Source organism: Rhabdochromatium marinum (genome assembly GCF_016583795.1).
GTDB classification, from domain to species: Bacteria; Pseudomonadota; Gammaproteobacteria; order Chromatiales; family Chromatiaceae; genus Rhabdochromatium; species Rhabdochromatium marinum.
In genome coordinates, this window is sequence record NZ_NRRS01000001.1 from 36,873 (window position 1) to 53,944 (window position 17,072).

A 17,072-nucleotide genomic window follows, 5' to 3' on the forward strand; every position below is an offset into this window, starting at 1 on the left:
AATCCCTTGAGACGTTTCATTAGCCTGCTAATCCCGATCCTGATGGCCGCCCTCACCGTCGGCCTCTGGGCACTGTTGAATCAGCCATCGCCCGAGCCACCCTGGCCTGCGCGCATTCAGGGGTTTTCGTTCTCGCCGCTCCAGGCTGATCAGGATCCCGCTGCGAAACGCTTTCCAAGCGTCGCGCAAATTGATGCCGATCTGGCGCTACTTGAAGGACGCGCGCACGCGGTGCGCACCTACACAGTGGAAGACACCCTCGGTGAAATCCCGCGACTCGCACTCGAACACGATCTGAATGTCACGCTCGGGGCCTGGATCGGTCCTTTTCCCAACGCCAACCAACGCGAACTTGAGCGCCTGATCGGCGTGCTGCGCCAGGGCCACAGAAACATCGTGCGCGTGATGATCGGCAACGAGAGTCTGCTGCGCAAAGATGTCTCGCTCCCCACCCTGATCGATCATCTCGATCGCATCCAGGCGCTCACGGAGCTGCCGGTCAGCACCTCTGAGCCGTGGCATGTATGGCTGAAATACCCGCGCCTGGTCGAGCATGTGGATTTCATCAGCATCCACCTGCTGCCCTACTGGGAAGGTCTGCCGATTGACCAAGCCGTCGACTTTGCACTCAACCGCTACAAAGAAGTGCAGGCCGCTTATCCGGGCAAGCCCATCATCATCGGTGAGGTCGGCTGGCCCAGCAACGGTCGGCGCAATCGCGGCGCCGAGGCCTCGCAAGCCAATCAGACCCGCTTCCTACGCCGCTTTCTCTCCGCAGCGGAGAAAGCCGGTTATGTCTACTATGTGATTGAGGCTTTTGATCAGCCCTGGAAGGCCAAGATCGAAGGCGCCGCTGGCACCTACTGGGGGGTCTATAACGCCGAACGCGAGCCCAAATTCAACTTTACGCAGCCGGTGGTGCGCATTCCGCAATGGCAGGAACTGGCCGCACTCTCAGTCGGCATAGCTGTTTTGCTGTTGTTGTTTCTGTATCGCGACAGCGCCAGCCTGTCCTCATCGGGCAAAGGGTTTCTGGCGCTGATCACCTACGCCATTTCAACCGCCGCAGTGTGGATCATCTACGAGTACACTCGCCAATACATGACGCCCGCCACCACGGCGATTGGCGTGCTGCTGCTCATCGGCGGGATCGGGGTCATTGTGCTGCTGGTCGCCGAGGCGCACGAATGGGCCGAGGCGCTGTGGCTGCGACAGTGGCGGCGGCCTTTCCCGAAGCACAGCCCGCCCGATCAAGACCTGCCCGTGGTATCCATCCATGTGCCAGCCTACAACGAGCCACCGGAATTGCTGATCGAAACCCTGGACGCCCTGGCGGCACTGGATTATCCGCACTTCGAGGTGCTGGTGATCGACAACAACACCAAGGATCCGTCCGTTTGGCAGCCGGTGCAAGCGCATTGCGAACGTCTTGGTGCGCAGTTTCGCTTTTTTCATGTCGATCCGTTGGCTGGCTTCAAGGCCGGCGCGCTCAATTTCGCCTTGCGTGAAACCGTGCCCGAGGCCGAGGTGATCGCCGTAATCGACGCCGATTATGTTGTGCGCCCCAATTGGTTGCGCGATCTGGTGCCGGCCTTCGTCGATCCACAACTGGGCATCGTGCAAGCGCCGCAGGACTATCGCGATGGCGACCAGAATGCCTTCAAAGCCATGTGTCTGGCCGAATATCGCGGCTTTTTCCATATTGGCATGGTCACCCGCAACGAGCGCAACGCCATCATCCAGCATGGCACCATGACCATGATCCGCCGCACGACCCTGGAGGCCGTGGGTGGCTGGGGCGAATGGTGCATCACCGAGGATGCCGAACTCGGCCTGCGGCTGTTCGAACAGGGCTACAAGGCGCTTTACATTCCCTGCACCTATGGGCGCGGACTGATTCCGGATAGCTTTGCCGATTTCCGCAAGCAGCGTTTTCGCTGGGCTTATGGCGCGGTGCGCATTCTCGCCCGACACTGGCACGAACTGCTCGGTCTGCGTCGCACCGAACTCTCCGCCGGGCAGCGCTATCACTTCATTGCTGGCTGGCTGCCCTGGTTTGCTGACGGGTTCAACCTGCTGTTCAACTTCGCGGCCCTCGGTTGGACCCTCGCCATGACCTTCTACCCGGATCAGGTCACTCCACCCTATATGACTGTGGCGCTGATTCCGCTGGTGCTCTTTGCATTCAAAATCTTGAAGAGCTTTTTCCTCTATCGGCGCCGCGTCACCGCCACCTGGCGACAGAGTATCGCCGCCGGCCTGGCCGGCCTGGCGCTCTCACACACCATTGCCCGCGCCTTTCTGGCCGGCATCGCCTCAGGCAAGCTGCCCTTTCTGCGCACGCCGAAACTGGCACAGTCCCCGGCGCTGATTCGCGCTTTTCTGGATGCGCGCGAAGAAACCCTCTTTGCCGTGGCGCTGTGCTTCGGCGCTTTCTGCGTCTTGCAGCGCGAAGACGCCTACATGCTGGATGTCAAAATCTGGGTCAGTGTGCTGCTGGTGCAGGCCATTCCTTACCTGGCCGCCCTGCTGGTCTCTCTGATCAGTGCCTCACGCCGACTGCCGGCGACACTGATCGGCACCATGGCGGACATGGCCGATACGCTCTAAGCGGCCTTGGAAGCCCCGCGTCGATACGCCCAAAGCAGCAGAACAGCGCCGGCGAGCAGCATCGGCAGACTCAGCAACTGCCCCATGGTCAGCCAGCCGAAGGCTAGATAGCCGATGTGCGCATCCGGCTGCCGCACCCATTCGACGCCAAAGCGAAACAGGCCGTACAGCAGCAGGAAGAGCCCGGAAACAGCCATGGTCGGGCGCGGACGACTGGAAAACAGCCACAGCAGGATAAAGAGCAGCAACCCTTCCAGCGCCGCTTCATAGAGCTGCGACGCATGCACCGGCAGCGACCAGAGTGTCCCCGGCGCCAACCCCAGGCAGTGCTCGGGAAAGCGCGCGCAGGGCAGACGCATCCCCCAGGGCAGCGCGGTGACATGCCCCCACAACTCGCCATTGATGAAGTTACCGATGCGACCGGCCAGCAGTCCCAGGGGCACCAGCGGGGCCAGAAAATCGCCCACCTCAAAGAAGCGCAGCCGGTACTTGCGTGCAAAGAGCCCGATGGCCAGCAGCACCCCAATCAGCCCGCCATGGAAGGACATGCCGCCCTGCCACACCTTGAGCAGGTTGAGTGGATTGTCGAGAATTTGCGCCTGACCGTAAAACAGCATGTAGCCCAGGCGTCCGCCGGCGATGACACCAATCACACCGTAGAAAATCAGATCATCGACCATCTCCGCCGTCCAACCCACGGCATAGTGGCTGTGAGCCGCGCGCCAGCGCCCCAGCCACCAGGCCAGCGCGAACCCCACCAGGTACATCAATCCATACCAGTGAACGCGCAACGGGCCCAATGCCAGGGCAACAGGATCAATCTCAGGATAGGTAAGCATAGCGGCAGAAGTCTAGCACAGCCCCTGCGGTCTCCCCACAAATCCCCCGGCCGAATTCTTGTGCTCAGCACGCACCTGCGCTAGGCTCCGCCCTCGCCTGACGCAATGGCAGAATCCAACGACAGATGAACCCCAGCCACCCGAACGCGCTGCCCCCCAGTCCTCACCCTGGCCGACAATGGCCGCACTGGCGCATGGATGTTTTTGTGCTGTTACTCACCCTGATCGGCTCGGGTGGCTGTGCCACCAAGCCGCCACCCCAGCCGGATTTTGCCGATCAGGTGGTGGTGCGCAAAGAGGCGCGTACCTTGCAGTTGCTCAACAATGGACGCGTGTTTCGCGAATATCGCATCAATCTCGGTGATGCACCGCGCGGCCACAAAATCCAGGAAGGCGATGAACGCACACCCGAGGGTGACTATTGGCTCGACTGGCGCAATCCAAACAGCCGCTTTTACAAATCCATTCATGTATCCTATCCCAATCAGGCGGATCAGGATTTTGCCCGCATGATCGGCGTCAGCCCCGGTGGGATGATCATGATTCATGGTCGCCCCAACTGGCTCACCCCCGGGCCGCTGATGAAGGACTACGATGAGCTTGACTGGACCGACGGCTGCATCGCTGTCAGCAACGAGGCCATGGATGAGATCTGGCGCAAGGTGCGCGACAACACTCCCATTAGCATTCTGCCCTAGCCGTGCCCAGCCATGATTAACCAAGAGCGCAGCGGCCATATCGTCCGCGCCTATGACCAGGAACTCGCCCGACTGTGCAACCTGGTTCTCGAAATGAAAACCCGGGTGCTTGACCAGACGCGCGAGGCCCTCACCGCCCTGCTGCAACCCGATCCCAATGCTGCCCGCACCGTGCTGCATCGTGAACCAGGCATCGACACCCTGAGCATGGAAGCCGATGAAGAAATTTTCATCGTAATCGCCAAACGCCAGCCCACGGCGATTGATCTGCGCCAGGTGCTGGCCATCTCCAAGGTGGTCACTGACCTGGAGCGTGCCGGCGATCATGCCGCCAGCATGGCCTACAGTGCCATCCGTCTACATGAGATCACCCGCGAACCGCCACCACCCGCGCTGACGCAAGCGCTTGAGCACTTGTTCGACACCGGTCGTCAGATGCTTGAACAGGCGGTCGCGGCGCTGAGCGAGGCGGATCTGGAACAGGCCATTGCGGTCTTCGAGCGCGAAGCCGACTTCCACCAACAAGTCCTGGATACCCGTGACGCCATCCTCGACTCAACCTATGCCCAAAGTCCCCGGGCCTTGGCCGAATTGCTCGCGATTCCGCATGCCCTCAAGCGACTGGGCAATCATGGCGCCAACATTGCCGAACAGGCGGTTTATGTGTGTCAAGGCGACGATGTGCGCTATCGCAACCGCGAATTACTGATTGATGCCCTGCGGCAAGCGACCCAAGCATGACCGTTCTGGTGTCATTTAATATCAACGGCATCCGTGCCCGCCCGCATCAGCTTGAGGCCATCCGCGCGCGCCTGGATCCGGACATCATTGGCGTGCAAGAGTCCAAGGTCGCCGATGAGCAATTTCCACACGAGATGATCGCTGCACTCGGCTATCAGAGCGCCTGCCATGGCCAGAAAGGCCACTATGGCGTCGCGCTGCTTAGCAAGGACAAGCCCGCAGCCTTGCACAACGGCTTTCCGAACGACGCCGCCGATGCCCAGCGTCGCGCCATCACCGGTGCCTTCACCCTGAGCGATGGCAGTACCCTGCATGTTATTAACGGCTACTTTCCACAGGGCGAAAATCGTTCGCATCCGGTAAAATTCCCCGGCAAGCAGCGCTTTTACGCCGATCTGCTCGACTATCTGCAACGCGACTTCAGCCCCGATCAACCCTTGGTCATCATGGGGGACATGAACATCGCGCCGCTGGATTGCGATATTGGCATTGGCGCCGACAACGCCAAACGCTGGCTGCGCAGCGGCAAATGCAGCTTTCTGCCCGAGGAACGCGAGTGGTTCGCAGCCCTGACCGCTTGGGGCCTGCACGACAGCTTTCGCCTCCTGTACCCCGAGGTTGAAGACCGCTTTAGCTGGTTCGACTACCGCTCCCGCGCCTTCGAGCGCGACCCCAAACGCGGCCTGCGCATTGATCTGATGCTGATTAGCGACCCGCTGCGCGAGCGCCTGCGCGGCGCCGGCATCGACTACGACATCCGCGCGCTCGACAAACCCTCTGATCACTGCCCGGTGTGGATCGAACTCGACTAACCGGTTCGCCCGGCTCAACCGTTCTGGTCACGGGCGCGACCGGCTTTGTTGGCTGCACGCTCTGCCCACTCCTGACCGAGCGTGGTCTGCACGTCATCGCCGGACGGCGCACCCCGGGACCGCTGCCGCCGGGCGCAGCCGCAGCACGCCAGCTTGGTGAGCTCGCACAGCCACCGTCGGCCGCAGCACTCGCCAAGGCGCTCACGGGCGTCGACAGCGTGGTTCATCTCGCCGGGCGTGCCCATGTGATGCGTGACCATGCCATTGATCCGGAGCAGGTGTTTTTTGCCACCAACGCCCAAGCGACCGAACACTTGGCCCTCGCCGCCGCTCGCGCAAGCGTGCGCCGGCTGATATTTATCAGCAGCATCAAAGTCAATGGGGAAAGCACGGACGGGCGTGCGGCCTTTCGCGCGAGCGACCCACCGGCACCGCAAGACGCTTACGGTCGCTCCAAGCTTGCCGCTGAGCAGACCTTGCGGCGCATCAGTGCCGATACCGGACTAGAGGTCGTCATCATCCGCCCGCCCTTGCTGCACGGCCCAGGCGTCAAGGGCAACCTGCCACGACTCCTGCGCCTGATCGACCTCGGGCTGCCGCTTCCCTTCGCCGCCATCGACAATCGGCGCAGCCTGCTGGCAAACACCAATCTGTGCGACTTGATCGCGCATTGCCTGCACCATCCCGCCGCCGCTGGCGAAACCTTTCTCGCCGCCGACACCGAAGCGCTATCAACCCCGGACCTCATCCGCCTGCTGGCTGCCGGCCTGCACAAATCCGCGCGACTGGTCCCGCTCCCGCCAGCCATGCTGCATGGCATGGCCACGCTCACGGGCCAGCAGGCTGCCATCCAACGGCTCACGGGGTCGCTGCTGATTGACAGCCGAGCAACTGATCAGCGACTTGGCTGGACTCCGGGTATGACAAGCGAAATCAGCCTGCATCAAACCGCAGCGGCCTGGGCCAGTTCGCTGAAAAAATCTTGATGCCGCTCTGCCAATCCGAGTTTCAGGCTCAGGGGATCGGCTGGAATGACGCGGTTTCGACGGGTTTTACCGTCACCAGCACCTCAATATATTCAGCGCGAATCCCTTGGCTGAGGTCATCCATTTTCACCATCTGAGTGTAAAGACCACAGGCATCGAAGATGTGGCGACCGATATCATAGCCCCAGTCCACCGTCACCAGGGATCTGCCATCCCCCACCGGATTGCCGTGATATTCCGCCGGGAGCACATGCACGACCTCGCCCTTGTCGACCCGCGCCCGAACCACCGATGGGCGGTCTTTGTTGACTATTGGCACAGTGCAGATATGCATGCCGCCAGGTTTCAACGTCCGGGCGATTTCACAAAAGGCCTGTGATGGTGAAAACAGGTGCTCAAGCACATCCTGGGTGACATGCAAATCAATCGAATCGTCTGCAAAAGAAAGGGCTTCGAGGTTCTCGCAGCGGATACCATCGACACTGTCCCCTGTTTCGACATTTGGAAAGTACTGGGAAGGGATGTATCTCGTGCATTCCTGACGTAAACGCACACTGGCGCCGCGATTGCCGGGTGAGGATTCATGGATCACGGCCTGACGCCATTGCGGAAAAAAAGCATCAATCACCGCCATCAGCGCGCGTTCGCGCGGAATACTGCCGCAGCGGCTGCACAGAAAATGGTCACGAAACCAAGCATTGTTGGCGATAAACTCAACGTCCTGATCACAGGTTGGACAATGACCGGATACTTGCAGAACAGGCGCTTGTGGTTGCGATTGTGTCATTCAACCCGCCGCACGCCATTGCTGGATCAGGATGGAAAGCCCGATCAGGAAGGTCGCCGCCGCCAGTATCTGCACAATCATCGGATCCACCAAAGCGCCCGGTCCCAGCAGCAACAGCAGGGTCGCACAGAGAATCAGCACCGCGCCGCTCATGGTTCCGACCAAGGTGCGCCGCTCACGCAATTCACGGCGCAGACGCACCTGCTCCTCACGTAGCGCGCGTGCATCCTGCTGCGCGCTTTCCATATTCTCAAGCACTCGGTAGGCCAGCATCGGCAAGTCCGGCAGATGCTCGGCGAAGGGGCCGAAGTTGGCGCGGGTGCGACGCAACAGCGCGCGCGGGCCGATGCGATCCTTCATCCAGCGTTCCATGAACGGCTTGGCGGTGGTCCAGAGATCCAGCTCCGGATACAGCTGCCGGCCCAAGCCCTCAATGTTCAGCAGGGTTTTTTCCAGCAGCACCAACTGCGGCTGAATCTCCATATTGAAGCGGCGCGCGGTCTGAAACAGTCGCACCAGAAAATGCCCAAAGGAAATTTCCGCCAGGGGTTTTTCAAAAATCGGCTCGCTAACAGTGCGAATGGCAGCCTCAAATTCATCGACCCGGGTGCCGCGCGGCACCCAGCCGGATTCGACATGCAGCTCGGCGACACGGCGATAGTTGCGTTCAAAGAAGGCGAGCAGATTCTCGGCCAGATAACGCTGGTCCTCTTCGGTCAGGCTGCCAACAATGCCAAAGTCCACCGAGATATAGCGCCCGCTGGACTCAACAAAAATGTTCCCCGGATGCATATCGGCATGAAAAAAATTATCCCGGAACACCTGGGTGAAAAAAATCTCCACCCCGCGCTCACCAAGCAGCCGCATGCTGATGCCCTGCGCCTTGAGCGTGGCGACATCACTGACCGGGGTGCCGAAAATGCGCTCCATCACCATGACTGTGGGGCGTGTCCAGTCCCAATACACATCAGGAATGTACAGCGCCGAGCTATGCAACCAGTTGCGCCGCAACTGCGAGGCATTGGCCGCCTCGCGCTGCAAATCCAGCTCGCCATAGATGGTTTTCTCGTACTCGGCCACCACCTCAATCGGGCGCAGGCGCCGGGCTTCCCGAGAGTAGCGATGCGCCAATCGCGCGATGCTGTACATCAGCGCAATATCGCGCTCAATGATGCGGTCAATGCCGGGGCGCAGTACCTTAACGATGACCGAACGCCCGTCCTTGAGCCGCCCGGTATGCACCTGGGCGATGGACGCTGAGGCCAGCGGCAGATCGGCAAAATCATCCAGCACCTGATCAATCGGGCAACCCCAGGCCTTTTCGATCAGCGCACGGGCTTGTTCACTTGGAAAGGGTGGCACCCGGTCCTGCAAGCGCGCCAGCTCTTCGGCCCAATCATCCGGCAGCAGATCGCGGCGGGTGGACAGCAACTGGCCAAACTTAATAAAGATGGGGCCCAGATCTTCCAGCGCAGCGCGCACCCGGGCCGGATAGGGCGGCAGCGGTTGCTGCCGCCGGCGCCACCAGTACCAGGGTGACAGCCACAGCAAAAAGCGTAGCGGGCGGAATAAATGGGTGGCAAAGATTAGCTCATCGAGACCATGGCGCAACAGAACCAGGTTGATGTGAATCAGCCGCAACGTCTGGCTGATGGGGACGATCATGTGCCGGCCGTCGGTGCGGGTCGCACCGGGGCGAGCCGCTCAATGCGGGCCGCCAGACGCTCGACATCATCGCGCAGAATATCGACTCCGGTCAGGAACTGACGCAACTCCTGATCACTCGGCAACAGGCGACCTTCTTCTTGCAGAAATTCGCGTACATTCTGCGTCAGGGTCTCACCGCCGCGTTCAGCCCAGGCCTTGGTGGAGCGCGCCTGCTGGCAGATGTGTCGCGCCACGCTGTCTCCAAACAGGCGTGCCAGCGGTTCTTCCCAGTCAATGTCAAGGTTGCGAAACACATCGCCGATGCGCTGCGCCACCTGATTGTCACCGATCATCTCGACGGAACCGGCGAAAATTTCATCCTCGCGGTGATCCGTCAGGGACAACCGCAGTAAGGCAGCCGGAGTGCCGCGCACCGTACAATCCGGTTCGGCATCATAGATGGAATAGAGTCCCAGGCTGTGATGGCCCGGCACCACGAACAACCGGGTACCGAACCCCTCAAGCTCGATCAACAGCACCTGACCCTGCACATCAGACAGTCGCTCAGCGCCCTCGGGGTCGAGTGCCAGGAAGCGATTCACGCTCTCCTGCAACGACAGCAGCACGGCGTCTGGAATTGGAATACCGCTGCTTTCAGCCTCGGTCGCGGTCATAGCTTGCACCCCCGATGGATGGCGACGATGCCGCCAGTCAGGTTGAAGTATTCACAGCGCTCAAATCCGGCCTGCTCCATCATATCGCGCAGACTGTCCTGATCCGGATGCATGCGAATGGACTCGGCCAGATACTTGTAGCTGTCGGCATCCTGCGCCACCAGGCGCCCGAGCATCGGCAGCATGGAGAAGGAGTAGAGATCATAGGCTTTGCGCAAGGGCGCCTGGGTTGGATGGGAGAACTCCAGCACCAGTCCGCGCCCGCCGGGCTTGAGAATGCGCTGCATCTCCGCCAGCGCCCAGTCCTTGTGGGTGACGTTACGCAGACCAAAGCCAATGGTGACGCAATCGAAGCTGTTGGAGGCAAAGGGCAGCGCCTCCGCATTGGCCAGCGCGTAGTGGAGGTGGCCCATGAGGCCAGCATCGTCCAGGCGCTCACGCCCGCGCTCCAGCATGGCGGCGTTGATATCCGACATCACCACCAGACCACTGGGGCCGACGATCTCGGCAAAGCGCGCACTCAGATCCCCGGTACCGGCGGCCAGATCCAGCACCCGCTGCCCACGGCGCACGCCAGCCAGTTCAATCAGCCGCCGCTTCCACAGCCGATGGATGCCCAGCGACATCAGGTCGTTCATCAGGTCGTATCGGTCGGCGACCGAATCGAAAACCGCACGCACGCGCTCCTGCTTCTCACGCACGGGTACTTGCTGATAGCCAAAATGGGTTTGATCTTGATCCGACATCGGGCGCTACACTCTGCTGCTAGTCAAACGCGGATTTTACATGAATTCAGGACGGCAGTACCTTGCGCTTTTGACCGGCTTTTTCCAGTTCAGCCAGGTAGTCGGACCACAGCCCTTCCTGATTGTTGCCCAGGTTATACAGATATTCCCAGGAATAGATGCCAGTGTTGTGCTCATCATCAAAGTGCAGGCACACGGCGTAGTTGCCAACCGGCTCAATTTTGTCGATTCCGACCTCTTCCTTGCCCAGCTGCAACACGCGCTGCCCGGGGCCATGCCCCATGACCTCGGCCGAGGGCGAGTAGACCCGCAGCAGCTCGACCGGCAAGGTGAAGTGAGCGCCGTCATCAAAGCTGATCTCCAGCACCCGCGAGGCGCGGTGCAGATTCAATTCCGTCGGTGTTGGCATAGTGAACGCGAGACTCCGTGGTTGTGATCCATTAGGGTAACCCGGTCTAAAGTGGGTAAGCGCGCGCGGAACTCAAGCCGCCGCCTCGCGCTGCTTGCGCCGGCGCTGCAACCACACCTCAAGTCCCTGCGCGTTCAACTCCCGATCCACTACCAACCATTCGCTGATTTGATCGGGCGCCATGCGCACTCCATGCGCCTGCGCAGCCGCGACCAGGGTATCGGTCACGGCGCACTTCAGGCGAGCCAGACGCCCTGCTTCCGGCTGGTCTTCCTCGCGCAACGCCACCTCGGCCAGGGCATCAATGCTGCCCCGCAGCTGACCGACCAGCGCGGCCGGATCCTCGACCCGACCGAAGTGGGTAAGATAAGCACAAAGCGGTTTGGCCTCCAGCAGCCGGTCGAGACTGGCCTGCCAGGCCGGCGGATCAAAAGCCACGGGTGTGGTTGGGGCAAGCAGCCAGGGACCGGCCGAGGTGCAAAATTCCGGGTAAGCGATGCCAAAGGTATCGCCAGTGAACCAACCCCGGGTGCGCTCATCAAATAGGCAGCCGTGGTGATTGGCATGTCCCGGCGTGTCGATAAAGCGCAGCACCCGACCGCCAATGTCGATACGATGCTCATCCTCAGCAATCTCGACCCGGGACTCGGGGATGGGCGTCAGGTCGCCAAAATGACGCTCGAACTCTGCGGCGCCATAGACCGCCGTCGCCCCGGCCGTCAGCTTCGACGGATCGATCAGATGCTGCGCGCCCTTGGGATGCACAATCAAGCGTGCATTGGGGCAAACCGCCATCAAAGCACCCGCCGCCCCGGCATGATCAAGATGCACATGGGTGGGAATCACCGCCTCGACATGCTCGGGTGTCAGTCCCTGCTGCTCAACAGCCGCAAGCAATCGCGGCAAGGCACGGGCAACGCCGGTATCGACAAAGGCCAGCCGATCGCCGCCGCGTATCAGATAACTGGCCGCCAGTTGCGGCCGATACAGGCCGGTGTCGATGCACTCGACGCCCTCGGCCAGGGTTTGGGTGGTTTGCGTAGTCATGGCTGCCTCTCTTGACGATTGCCTTTATTCCAGTGTACCAAAGCTTCTCTTCATTCCCTGACAAATGCTATGAACACCCCTTCAACCCCCTTCGCCTCAGCTGACCGCACCACCTTCCGGGTGCTGGCCGCCATCAGCTTCGCGCACTTCCTCAACGACACCATGCAGTCGCTGATGCTGGCCATCTATCCGCTGTTCAAATCCGGGTTGCAGCTGAATTTTGGCCAGATTGGGCTGATTACCCTGACCTTTCAGTGTACCGCTTCCATTCTGCAACCGCTGGTCGGTTACTACACCGACCGCCATCCCCAGCCCTTCTCGCTGGCCTTTGGCATGGGCTGCACGCTGAGCGGTCTGCTGCTGCTGTCGCAGGCTGCGAGCTTTCCAATGGTCCTGCTGGCCGCCGCGCTGGTGGGTTCGGGGTCGTCGATTTTTCATCCCGAATCCTCGCGCGTGGCGCGCCTGGCTTCGGGGGGACGCCACGGGCTGGCGCAGTCGATCTTTCAAGTCGGGGGCAATGCCGGCACGGCGGTTGGTCCCCTGCTGGCGGCTTGGATCGTACTGCCCCATGGCCAGGGCAGTATCGCGTTGTTTTCGCTGGTTGCTCTGCTGGCCATGCTGGTACTCACCGGGGTGGGGTTCTGGTATCGCCACCAACACCGCAACCCCAAGCGCTCGGCTCCGGTCAAGCCTCACGGCTTGCCGAAACGGCGCGTCATGCAAACGCTTGCCGTGCTGCTGGCGCTGATGTTTTCCAAGTTCTTCTACCTGACCAGCATCAGCAGCTATCTAATCTTTTACCTGATGCACCAGTACGACATTGACACCCGCACGGCGCAGTATCATCTGTTTTTCTTCCTGTTCGCGGTCGCGGCCGGCACCCTGCTAGGCGGGCCGTTGGGGGATCGCATCGGACGCCAGCGGGTAATCTGGATTTCGATTCTTGGTGTTGCCCCCTTTACCCTGGCGCTGCCCTATGTGGGGCTGGGTACCTCGGTGGGATTGACCCTGATCATCGGCTTCCTGCTGGCCTCAGCCTTTCCAGCCATCGTGGTCTATGCCCAGGAACTCATCCCTGGACGCATCGGTACTATCTCGGGGCTGTTTTTCGGGCTCGCCTTTGGACTGGCCGGCATTGGTGCCGCCGTGCTCGGCCAGCTTGCCGACCTCTGGGGCATTGTGCAGGTCTACCAGCTGTGTGCTTTCCTGCCACTGATCGGTCTGCTGGCCGTCTTTTTGCCGGATCTGCGCCGCACACCGGATCAGGACGCAACGGACTCAGTTGCCGCACGGGCGTGAGTGAGTGAATGCCGTCCTTGGCAGAGAAGTGCGCAAGCATGACAGCGCGCCAATTTTGTTGCATCCTGCATCGCTTTACATGAGTCCCCTAAAACCACTTCCAACCCATGAAACCCTTTGCTTTGCTGCATGCGTCCCCGACACCGATTCGCAGTCGGCTGTTTCGTGACCTGCTGGCCGTGATCGTACTGACCATCGGTGTGCTGATTGGCGCGAACCTGCTGTTGATTGAGGACTTCAAGCACGACATGGCTGAAACGCGCATCAACAATGCCAAGGCCCTGGTGCGCGACGAGGTCCAGGCGTTGCTCCAGCCGGTGCAACAGCAGTTGCTGATCATCCGCGACCGCCTGCGCAACGCCGCCGCAGCTCCGCCTCAGACGCGGGCAGCGGCTGAGCGCATGAACGCAAAGCTGATGCCATCACTGATCCACATCCCGCAAATCGCTGGTTTGGCTTTCGCCGATGGTCAGGGCCGCGAGTATTTCCTGCGACGCGCTGACTCCGGCTGGCTGACGCGCCTGCGCGGCCCGGGGGATGCGGCCGAATTCACCCTGCTCCACTGGGCACAACTCGATGAGCCGGGCAACAGTGAAACCGCCCGACTGGACTACGATCCACGCCTACGTCCCTGGTTCAAGGAAGCGCGCCAGACACTCGCCCAACGTCCCGAACAGTCTCCCGACCAGCCTCGCGATCAGCACGACACCTTTTCCTGGACCCCGCCCTATCGCTTCGACTCCCTGAACAAGCCGGGCATTACAGTCTCCAGCGCTTGGTACGTTGGGGAGGCGCTACGGGTGCTGGCGCTGGATGTTACCCTGGCGCACATTCTGGAGATGATCGACCAACTCCCGCTGGAGTCTGGCAGCGGTTTCCTGTTCGACGGCCAAGGGGGGCTCTACAGTGATCGGCACGCACCGAATCAATCATCCGGCGTGCAGCCGTTTTACTCGGCCGAAACCCAACAGGGGGGACCGCTGCACTTCAACGCCATCGCCGCTTGGCGTGCCGCCGGACGCCCGGATGATCGTCTGGTGCGCTTCAGCAGCGGCGGACGTGACTGGTGGGGCGGCTTTCTGCCACTAACCGGCGATGCCGAAGACGCCTGGGTCGGGGTGGCACTGCCAACCTCGGCCACCCTTGGCATTCTGCAAAGCCGCTGGTTTCTGCTCGCACTAACCGCGCTGGGCATCCTCACTCTGGGCATCGGCCTGGCCGCGCTGTTGGTGCGGAAATACAGTCATCAATTGCGCGAGCTGCCCAAGCGCAGCCTGGATACGCGCCACCCGGAGGCCGATATCCAAGCCCTGATCAGCCGGGGCGAAAGCACGCATCTGGAATTCAAATCCACCCTGCGGATGAATCTGCACACCGGCAAGGCCGGCAAGGAAATCGAATTGGCCTGGCTCAAGGGGGTAGTCGCCTTTTTAAATACTGAGGGCGGTATTTTGCTGATCGGCGTCGCCGATGACGGCGAGGTTCTGGGTCTGGATGCCGACGGCTTTGCCAATGACGACAAATTCCAGCTGCACTTCAAGAATCTGATCAACAGCCACCTGGGCGCTGAATATTCCCGCTTTTTACAGCTCGAAATTTATCGCATCGAGGACAAAAGCATCGCTGTGGTGGAATGCGAGCCGGCGGAGGCACCAAGCTTCCTGCGCCACAAGGGCACGGAATCCTTTTTAATCCGCAACGGTCCGTCGAATATTGAACTGCCGATCAGCAAGGCACTGACCTATATCGCCGCGCGCTTTTAAGTCCCTGCAGGCAGCACGGCACGCTGGGCCTGCTTAATAGCCTTGAGGCGCGCCTGGCGCACGCCTTCGCGAATGCGTGCCGGGTTGCTGACGCGAGCGATAGCTCCGCTGTCCACGGAGACACAGGCTTGGGCTAGGTACTGCCAGATCGCCCGCTGCGGGTAGTCGCGCTCCGCAAAGCCCTGGCGTCCACGAAAATCCGCCTCGCAGGCGATCAGCAGTTGCTCGAAGCGCTGCGGACGGCGCAACAGATCGGCACCTTCAAAAACACCCAAGATGGTGCTGGCGCGCAGCTCATCGACCTTATGCACCTTGCCATGATACCGAGCCACCAAGCGGGCGAGTTCCGCGAAACGCTTGGGCACCGGCAGCCGCGTACACAGGTCAGCGATCAGCTCGACACCACGGTCTTCGTGGCCGTGGTGACTGGGCAGCACCTCCATCGGGGTATTACCCTTGCCCAGATCGTGACACAGGGCCGCGAAGCACACCTCGGGCTCTCCGGACAGCCGGGCGGCCTGATCGAGCACCAGCATCACATGCACGCCAGTGTCGATCTCCGGGTGCCATTGCGCCGGCTGCGGTACCCCCCACAGACGCTCAAGCTCCGGCAGCAGCACTTGCAGAGCGCCACAGGCACGCAAGGTTTCAAAAAATCGTGATGGGCGGGCCTCGCCCAGGGCACGGCTCAGTTCTTGCCACACGCGATCCGGCACCAGAGCATCGACCTCCCCAGCCGCCACCATGGCACGCATCAGTTCCAGCGTCTCAGGCGCGACGCGAAATCCCAGGGCATCAAAACGCGCGGCAAAGCGCGCCAGTCGCAGAATGCGCACCGGGTCTTCAGCAAAGGCCGGGGAGACATGGCGCAGCAGACGCGCATCGAGATCAGCCAACCCGCCGAAGGGATCGACAATGTGCCCCTCGGCATCCTCAGCCAGCGCATTGATAGTCAGATCGCGGCGCGCCAGATCCTCTTCCAGCGTGACCTGCGGGTCGGCATGCACCACAAAGCCGTGATACCCTGGCGCACTTTTGCGCTCGGTGCGTGCCAGCGCATATTCCTCTTTGGTGTCCGGGTGCAGAAACACCGGGAAATCCTTGCCCACCTGAGTGAATCCCAGCGCAAGCATCTGCTCGACACTGCTGCCGACCACCACAAAGTCGCGCTCGCGCACCTTGAGCCCCAATCGCCGGTCGCGCACGGCGCCGCCGACAAGATAGGTTTGCGCCCCCGGAAGTCGCATCAGGCGCGCTCCAACACCATCATATAGTTTACCCCCATATAGGGCGTGAAGTGGAAACCGCGATTGAAGGGATTCACCCGCATGCCGGTGCGATTGAGCACACGAAACTGCGGCCCCAGCGCCCGGATGATCTCTTTGGGTTTAACCAGTTTGCGAAAATGGTGCGTGCCCTTGGGCAGCCAACGCAACACCCACTCGGCGCCAATGATGGCGATCAGCCAGGCCGCCAGGGTGCGGTTGATCGTCGCCACCACCATCACCCCACCTGGTCGCACCAGGCGCGCGCACTGGGTGAGAAATTCCGGCAACTGCTCAACATGCTCGACCACCTCCATGTTCAGCACCACGTCGAACTGCACCCGATCGGCCGCCAGCGCCTCCACCGAGGTCAGGCGATAGTCGATCTCCAGTTCGCTCCACTCGGCATGCAGTCGCGACACATGGATATTTTTCTCCGCAATATCAATTCCCTGCACGCGGGCACCCAAGCGCGCGACCGCCTCACTGAGAATGCCACCACCGCAGCCAATATCGAGGATTTTCAGGCCGGTGAAGGGTTGCTCGCTCTCGGGTGTGCGCCCTAGGGCGGCACTGACATGGCGGCGCACATAGTCAGCCCGAAACTGATTAAGCCGATGCAGAGGCCAGAAGGGTCCCTGTTCGTCCCACCAGCGATGGGCCAGGTTCTCGAAATACGCAACTTCGCGCGGGTCAATACTGGGGGCTTGCAGCGGTTGATTTTGATTCGACATAGTCATTTTAATGGC

At 61.1% G+C, this 17,072-nt stretch carries 16 protein-coding genes; 7 read left to right on the plus strand and 9 right to left on the minus strand.

Annotation, left to right across the window (positions count from 1 at the left end; all coding sequences use genetic code 11):
• Positions 1–6: 6 nt before the first annotated feature.
• A complete protein-coding gene (locus tag CKO36_RS00185) occupies positions 7–2,610 on the plus strand; it encodes a glycosyltransferase (RefSeq protein ID WP_275957795.1) in 2,604 nt (867 codons plus the stop codon).
• Here the strand turns inward: CKO36_RS00185 and lgt are convergent.
• Positions 2,607–3,449, minus strand: a complete 843-nt coding sequence (gene lgt / locus CKO36_RS00190) for a prolipoprotein diacylglyceryl transferase (protein WP_200278956.1) — start codon at positions 3,447–3,449, stop codon at positions 2,607–2,609. The genes CKO36_RS00185 and lgt overlap by 4 nt on opposite strands.
• A gap of 194 nt (positions 3,450–3,643) precedes the next feature.
• Here lgt and CKO36_RS00195 point away from each other — a divergent pair, with 194 nt between their 5' ends.
• From CKO36_RS00195 to CKO36_RS00210, 4 genes are read left to right on the plus strand one after another with little or no spacing between them, the layout of a single operon-like run.
• Positions 3,644–4,147, plus strand: a complete 504-nt coding sequence (locus tag CKO36_RS00195; RefSeq protein WP_242469282.1) for a L,D-transpeptidase family protein — start codon at positions 3,644–3,646, stop codon at positions 4,145–4,147.
• Positions 4,148–4,159: 12 nt separating this feature from the next.
• A complete protein-coding gene (phoU, locus tag CKO36_RS00200) occupies positions 4,160–4,888 on the plus strand; it encodes a phosphate signaling complex protein PhoU (RefSeq protein ID WP_200278960.1) in 729 nt (242 codons plus the stop codon).
• Entirely contained in the window at positions 4,885–5,700 is an 816-nt protein-coding gene (xthA, locus tag CKO36_RS00205; RefSeq protein WP_200278962.1) for an exodeoxyribonuclease III, read from the plus strand. The genes phoU and xthA overlap by 4 nt, the downstream gene beginning before the upstream one ends.
• The gene (locus CKO36_RS00210; RefSeq protein WP_200278964.1) at positions 5,682–6,686 is read left to right on the plus strand and encodes an NAD-dependent epimerase/dehydratase family protein; all 1,005 of its coding nucleotides are present in this window, start codon (positions 5,682–5,684) and stop codon (positions 6,684–6,686) included. Before xthA ends, CKO36_RS00210 begins: the two co-directional genes overlap by 19 nt.
• A 28-nt stretch (positions 6,687–6,714) precedes the next feature.
• On the opposite strand, the gene CKO36_RS00215 is transcribed toward CKO36_RS00210, so the two are convergent.
• The 6 genes from CKO36_RS00215 to CKO36_RS00240 form a co-directional block, all read right to left on the minus strand.
• A complete protein-coding gene (locus CKO36_RS00215) occupies positions 6,715–7,320 on the minus strand; it encodes a methyltransferase domain-containing protein (protein ID WP_200278966.1) in 606 nt (201 codons plus the stop codon).
• A 153-nt stretch (positions 7,321–7,473) separates the two neighbouring features.
• A complete protein-coding gene (gene ubiB, locus CKO36_RS00220) occupies positions 7,474–9,138 on the minus strand; it encodes a ubiquinone biosynthesis regulatory protein kinase UbiB (RefSeq protein ID WP_200278968.1) in 1,665 nt (554 codons plus the stop codon).
• On the minus strand, positions 9,135–9,794 hold the full coding sequence (locus tag CKO36_RS00225; RefSeq protein WP_200278970.1) for a ubiquinone biosynthesis accessory factor UbiJ: 660 nt from the start codon (positions 9,792–9,794) through the stop codon (positions 9,135–9,137). Before CKO36_RS00225 ends, ubiB begins: the two co-directional genes overlap by 4 nt.
• Positions 9,791–10,540, minus strand: coding sequence for a bifunctional demethylmenaquinone methyltransferase/2-methoxy-6-polyprenyl-1,4-benzoquinol methylase UbiE (gene ubiE / locus CKO36_RS00230; RefSeq protein WP_200278971.1), 750 nt, complete (start codon positions 10,538–10,540; stop codon positions 9,791–9,793). The genes CKO36_RS00225 and ubiE overlap by 4 nt, the downstream gene beginning before the upstream one ends.
• Before the next feature lie 46 nt (positions 10,541–10,586).
• The gene (locus tag CKO36_RS00235) at positions 10,587–10,949 is read right to left on the minus strand and encodes a gamma-butyrobetaine hydroxylase family protein (protein ID WP_200278973.1); all 363 of its coding nucleotides are present in this window, start codon (positions 10,947–10,949) and stop codon (positions 10,587–10,589) included.
• Positions 10,950–11,021: 72 nt separating this feature from the next.
• Positions 11,022–11,996: an MBL fold metallo-hydrolase gene (locus tag CKO36_RS00240; RefSeq protein ID WP_200278975.1), complete on the minus strand. Its 975-nt coding sequence runs from the start codon at positions 11,994–11,996 to the stop codon at positions 11,022–11,024.
• A 69-nt stretch (positions 11,997–12,065) separates the two neighbouring features.
• Between CKO36_RS00240 and CKO36_RS00245 the strand changes: the two genes are divergently transcribed.
• On the plus strand, positions 12,066–13,295 hold the full coding sequence (locus CKO36_RS00245) for an MFS transporter (RefSeq protein WP_200278977.1): 1,230 nt from the start codon (positions 12,066–12,068) through the stop codon (positions 13,293–13,295).
• A gap of 107 nt (positions 13,296–13,402) precedes the next feature.
• Positions 13,403–15,058 carry an RNA-binding domain-containing protein gene (locus CKO36_RS00250; protein WP_200278978.1) on the plus strand — a complete coding sequence of 552 codons (1,656 nt, stop codon included), beginning with the start codon at positions 13,403–13,405 and terminating at the stop codon, positions 15,056–15,058.
• Here the strand turns inward: CKO36_RS00250 and CKO36_RS00255 are convergent.
• Both CKO36_RS00255 and ubiG read right to left on the minus strand, forming a co-directional pair.
• Positions 15,055–16,305, minus strand: a complete 1,251-nt coding sequence (locus CKO36_RS00255) for a multifunctional CCA addition/repair protein (RefSeq protein ID WP_200278979.1) — start codon at positions 16,303–16,305, stop codon at positions 15,055–15,057. The genes CKO36_RS00250 and CKO36_RS00255 overlap by 4 nt on opposite strands.
• Positions 16,305–17,057, minus strand: coding sequence for a bifunctional 2-polyprenyl-6-hydroxyphenol methylase/3-demethylubiquinol 3-O-methyltransferase UbiG (ubiG, locus tag CKO36_RS00260; RefSeq protein ID WP_200278980.1), 753 nt, complete (start codon positions 17,055–17,057; stop codon positions 16,305–16,307). Before ubiG ends, CKO36_RS00255 begins: the two co-directional genes overlap by 1 nt.
• Between the last annotated feature and the right edge of the window lie 15 nt (positions 17,058–17,072).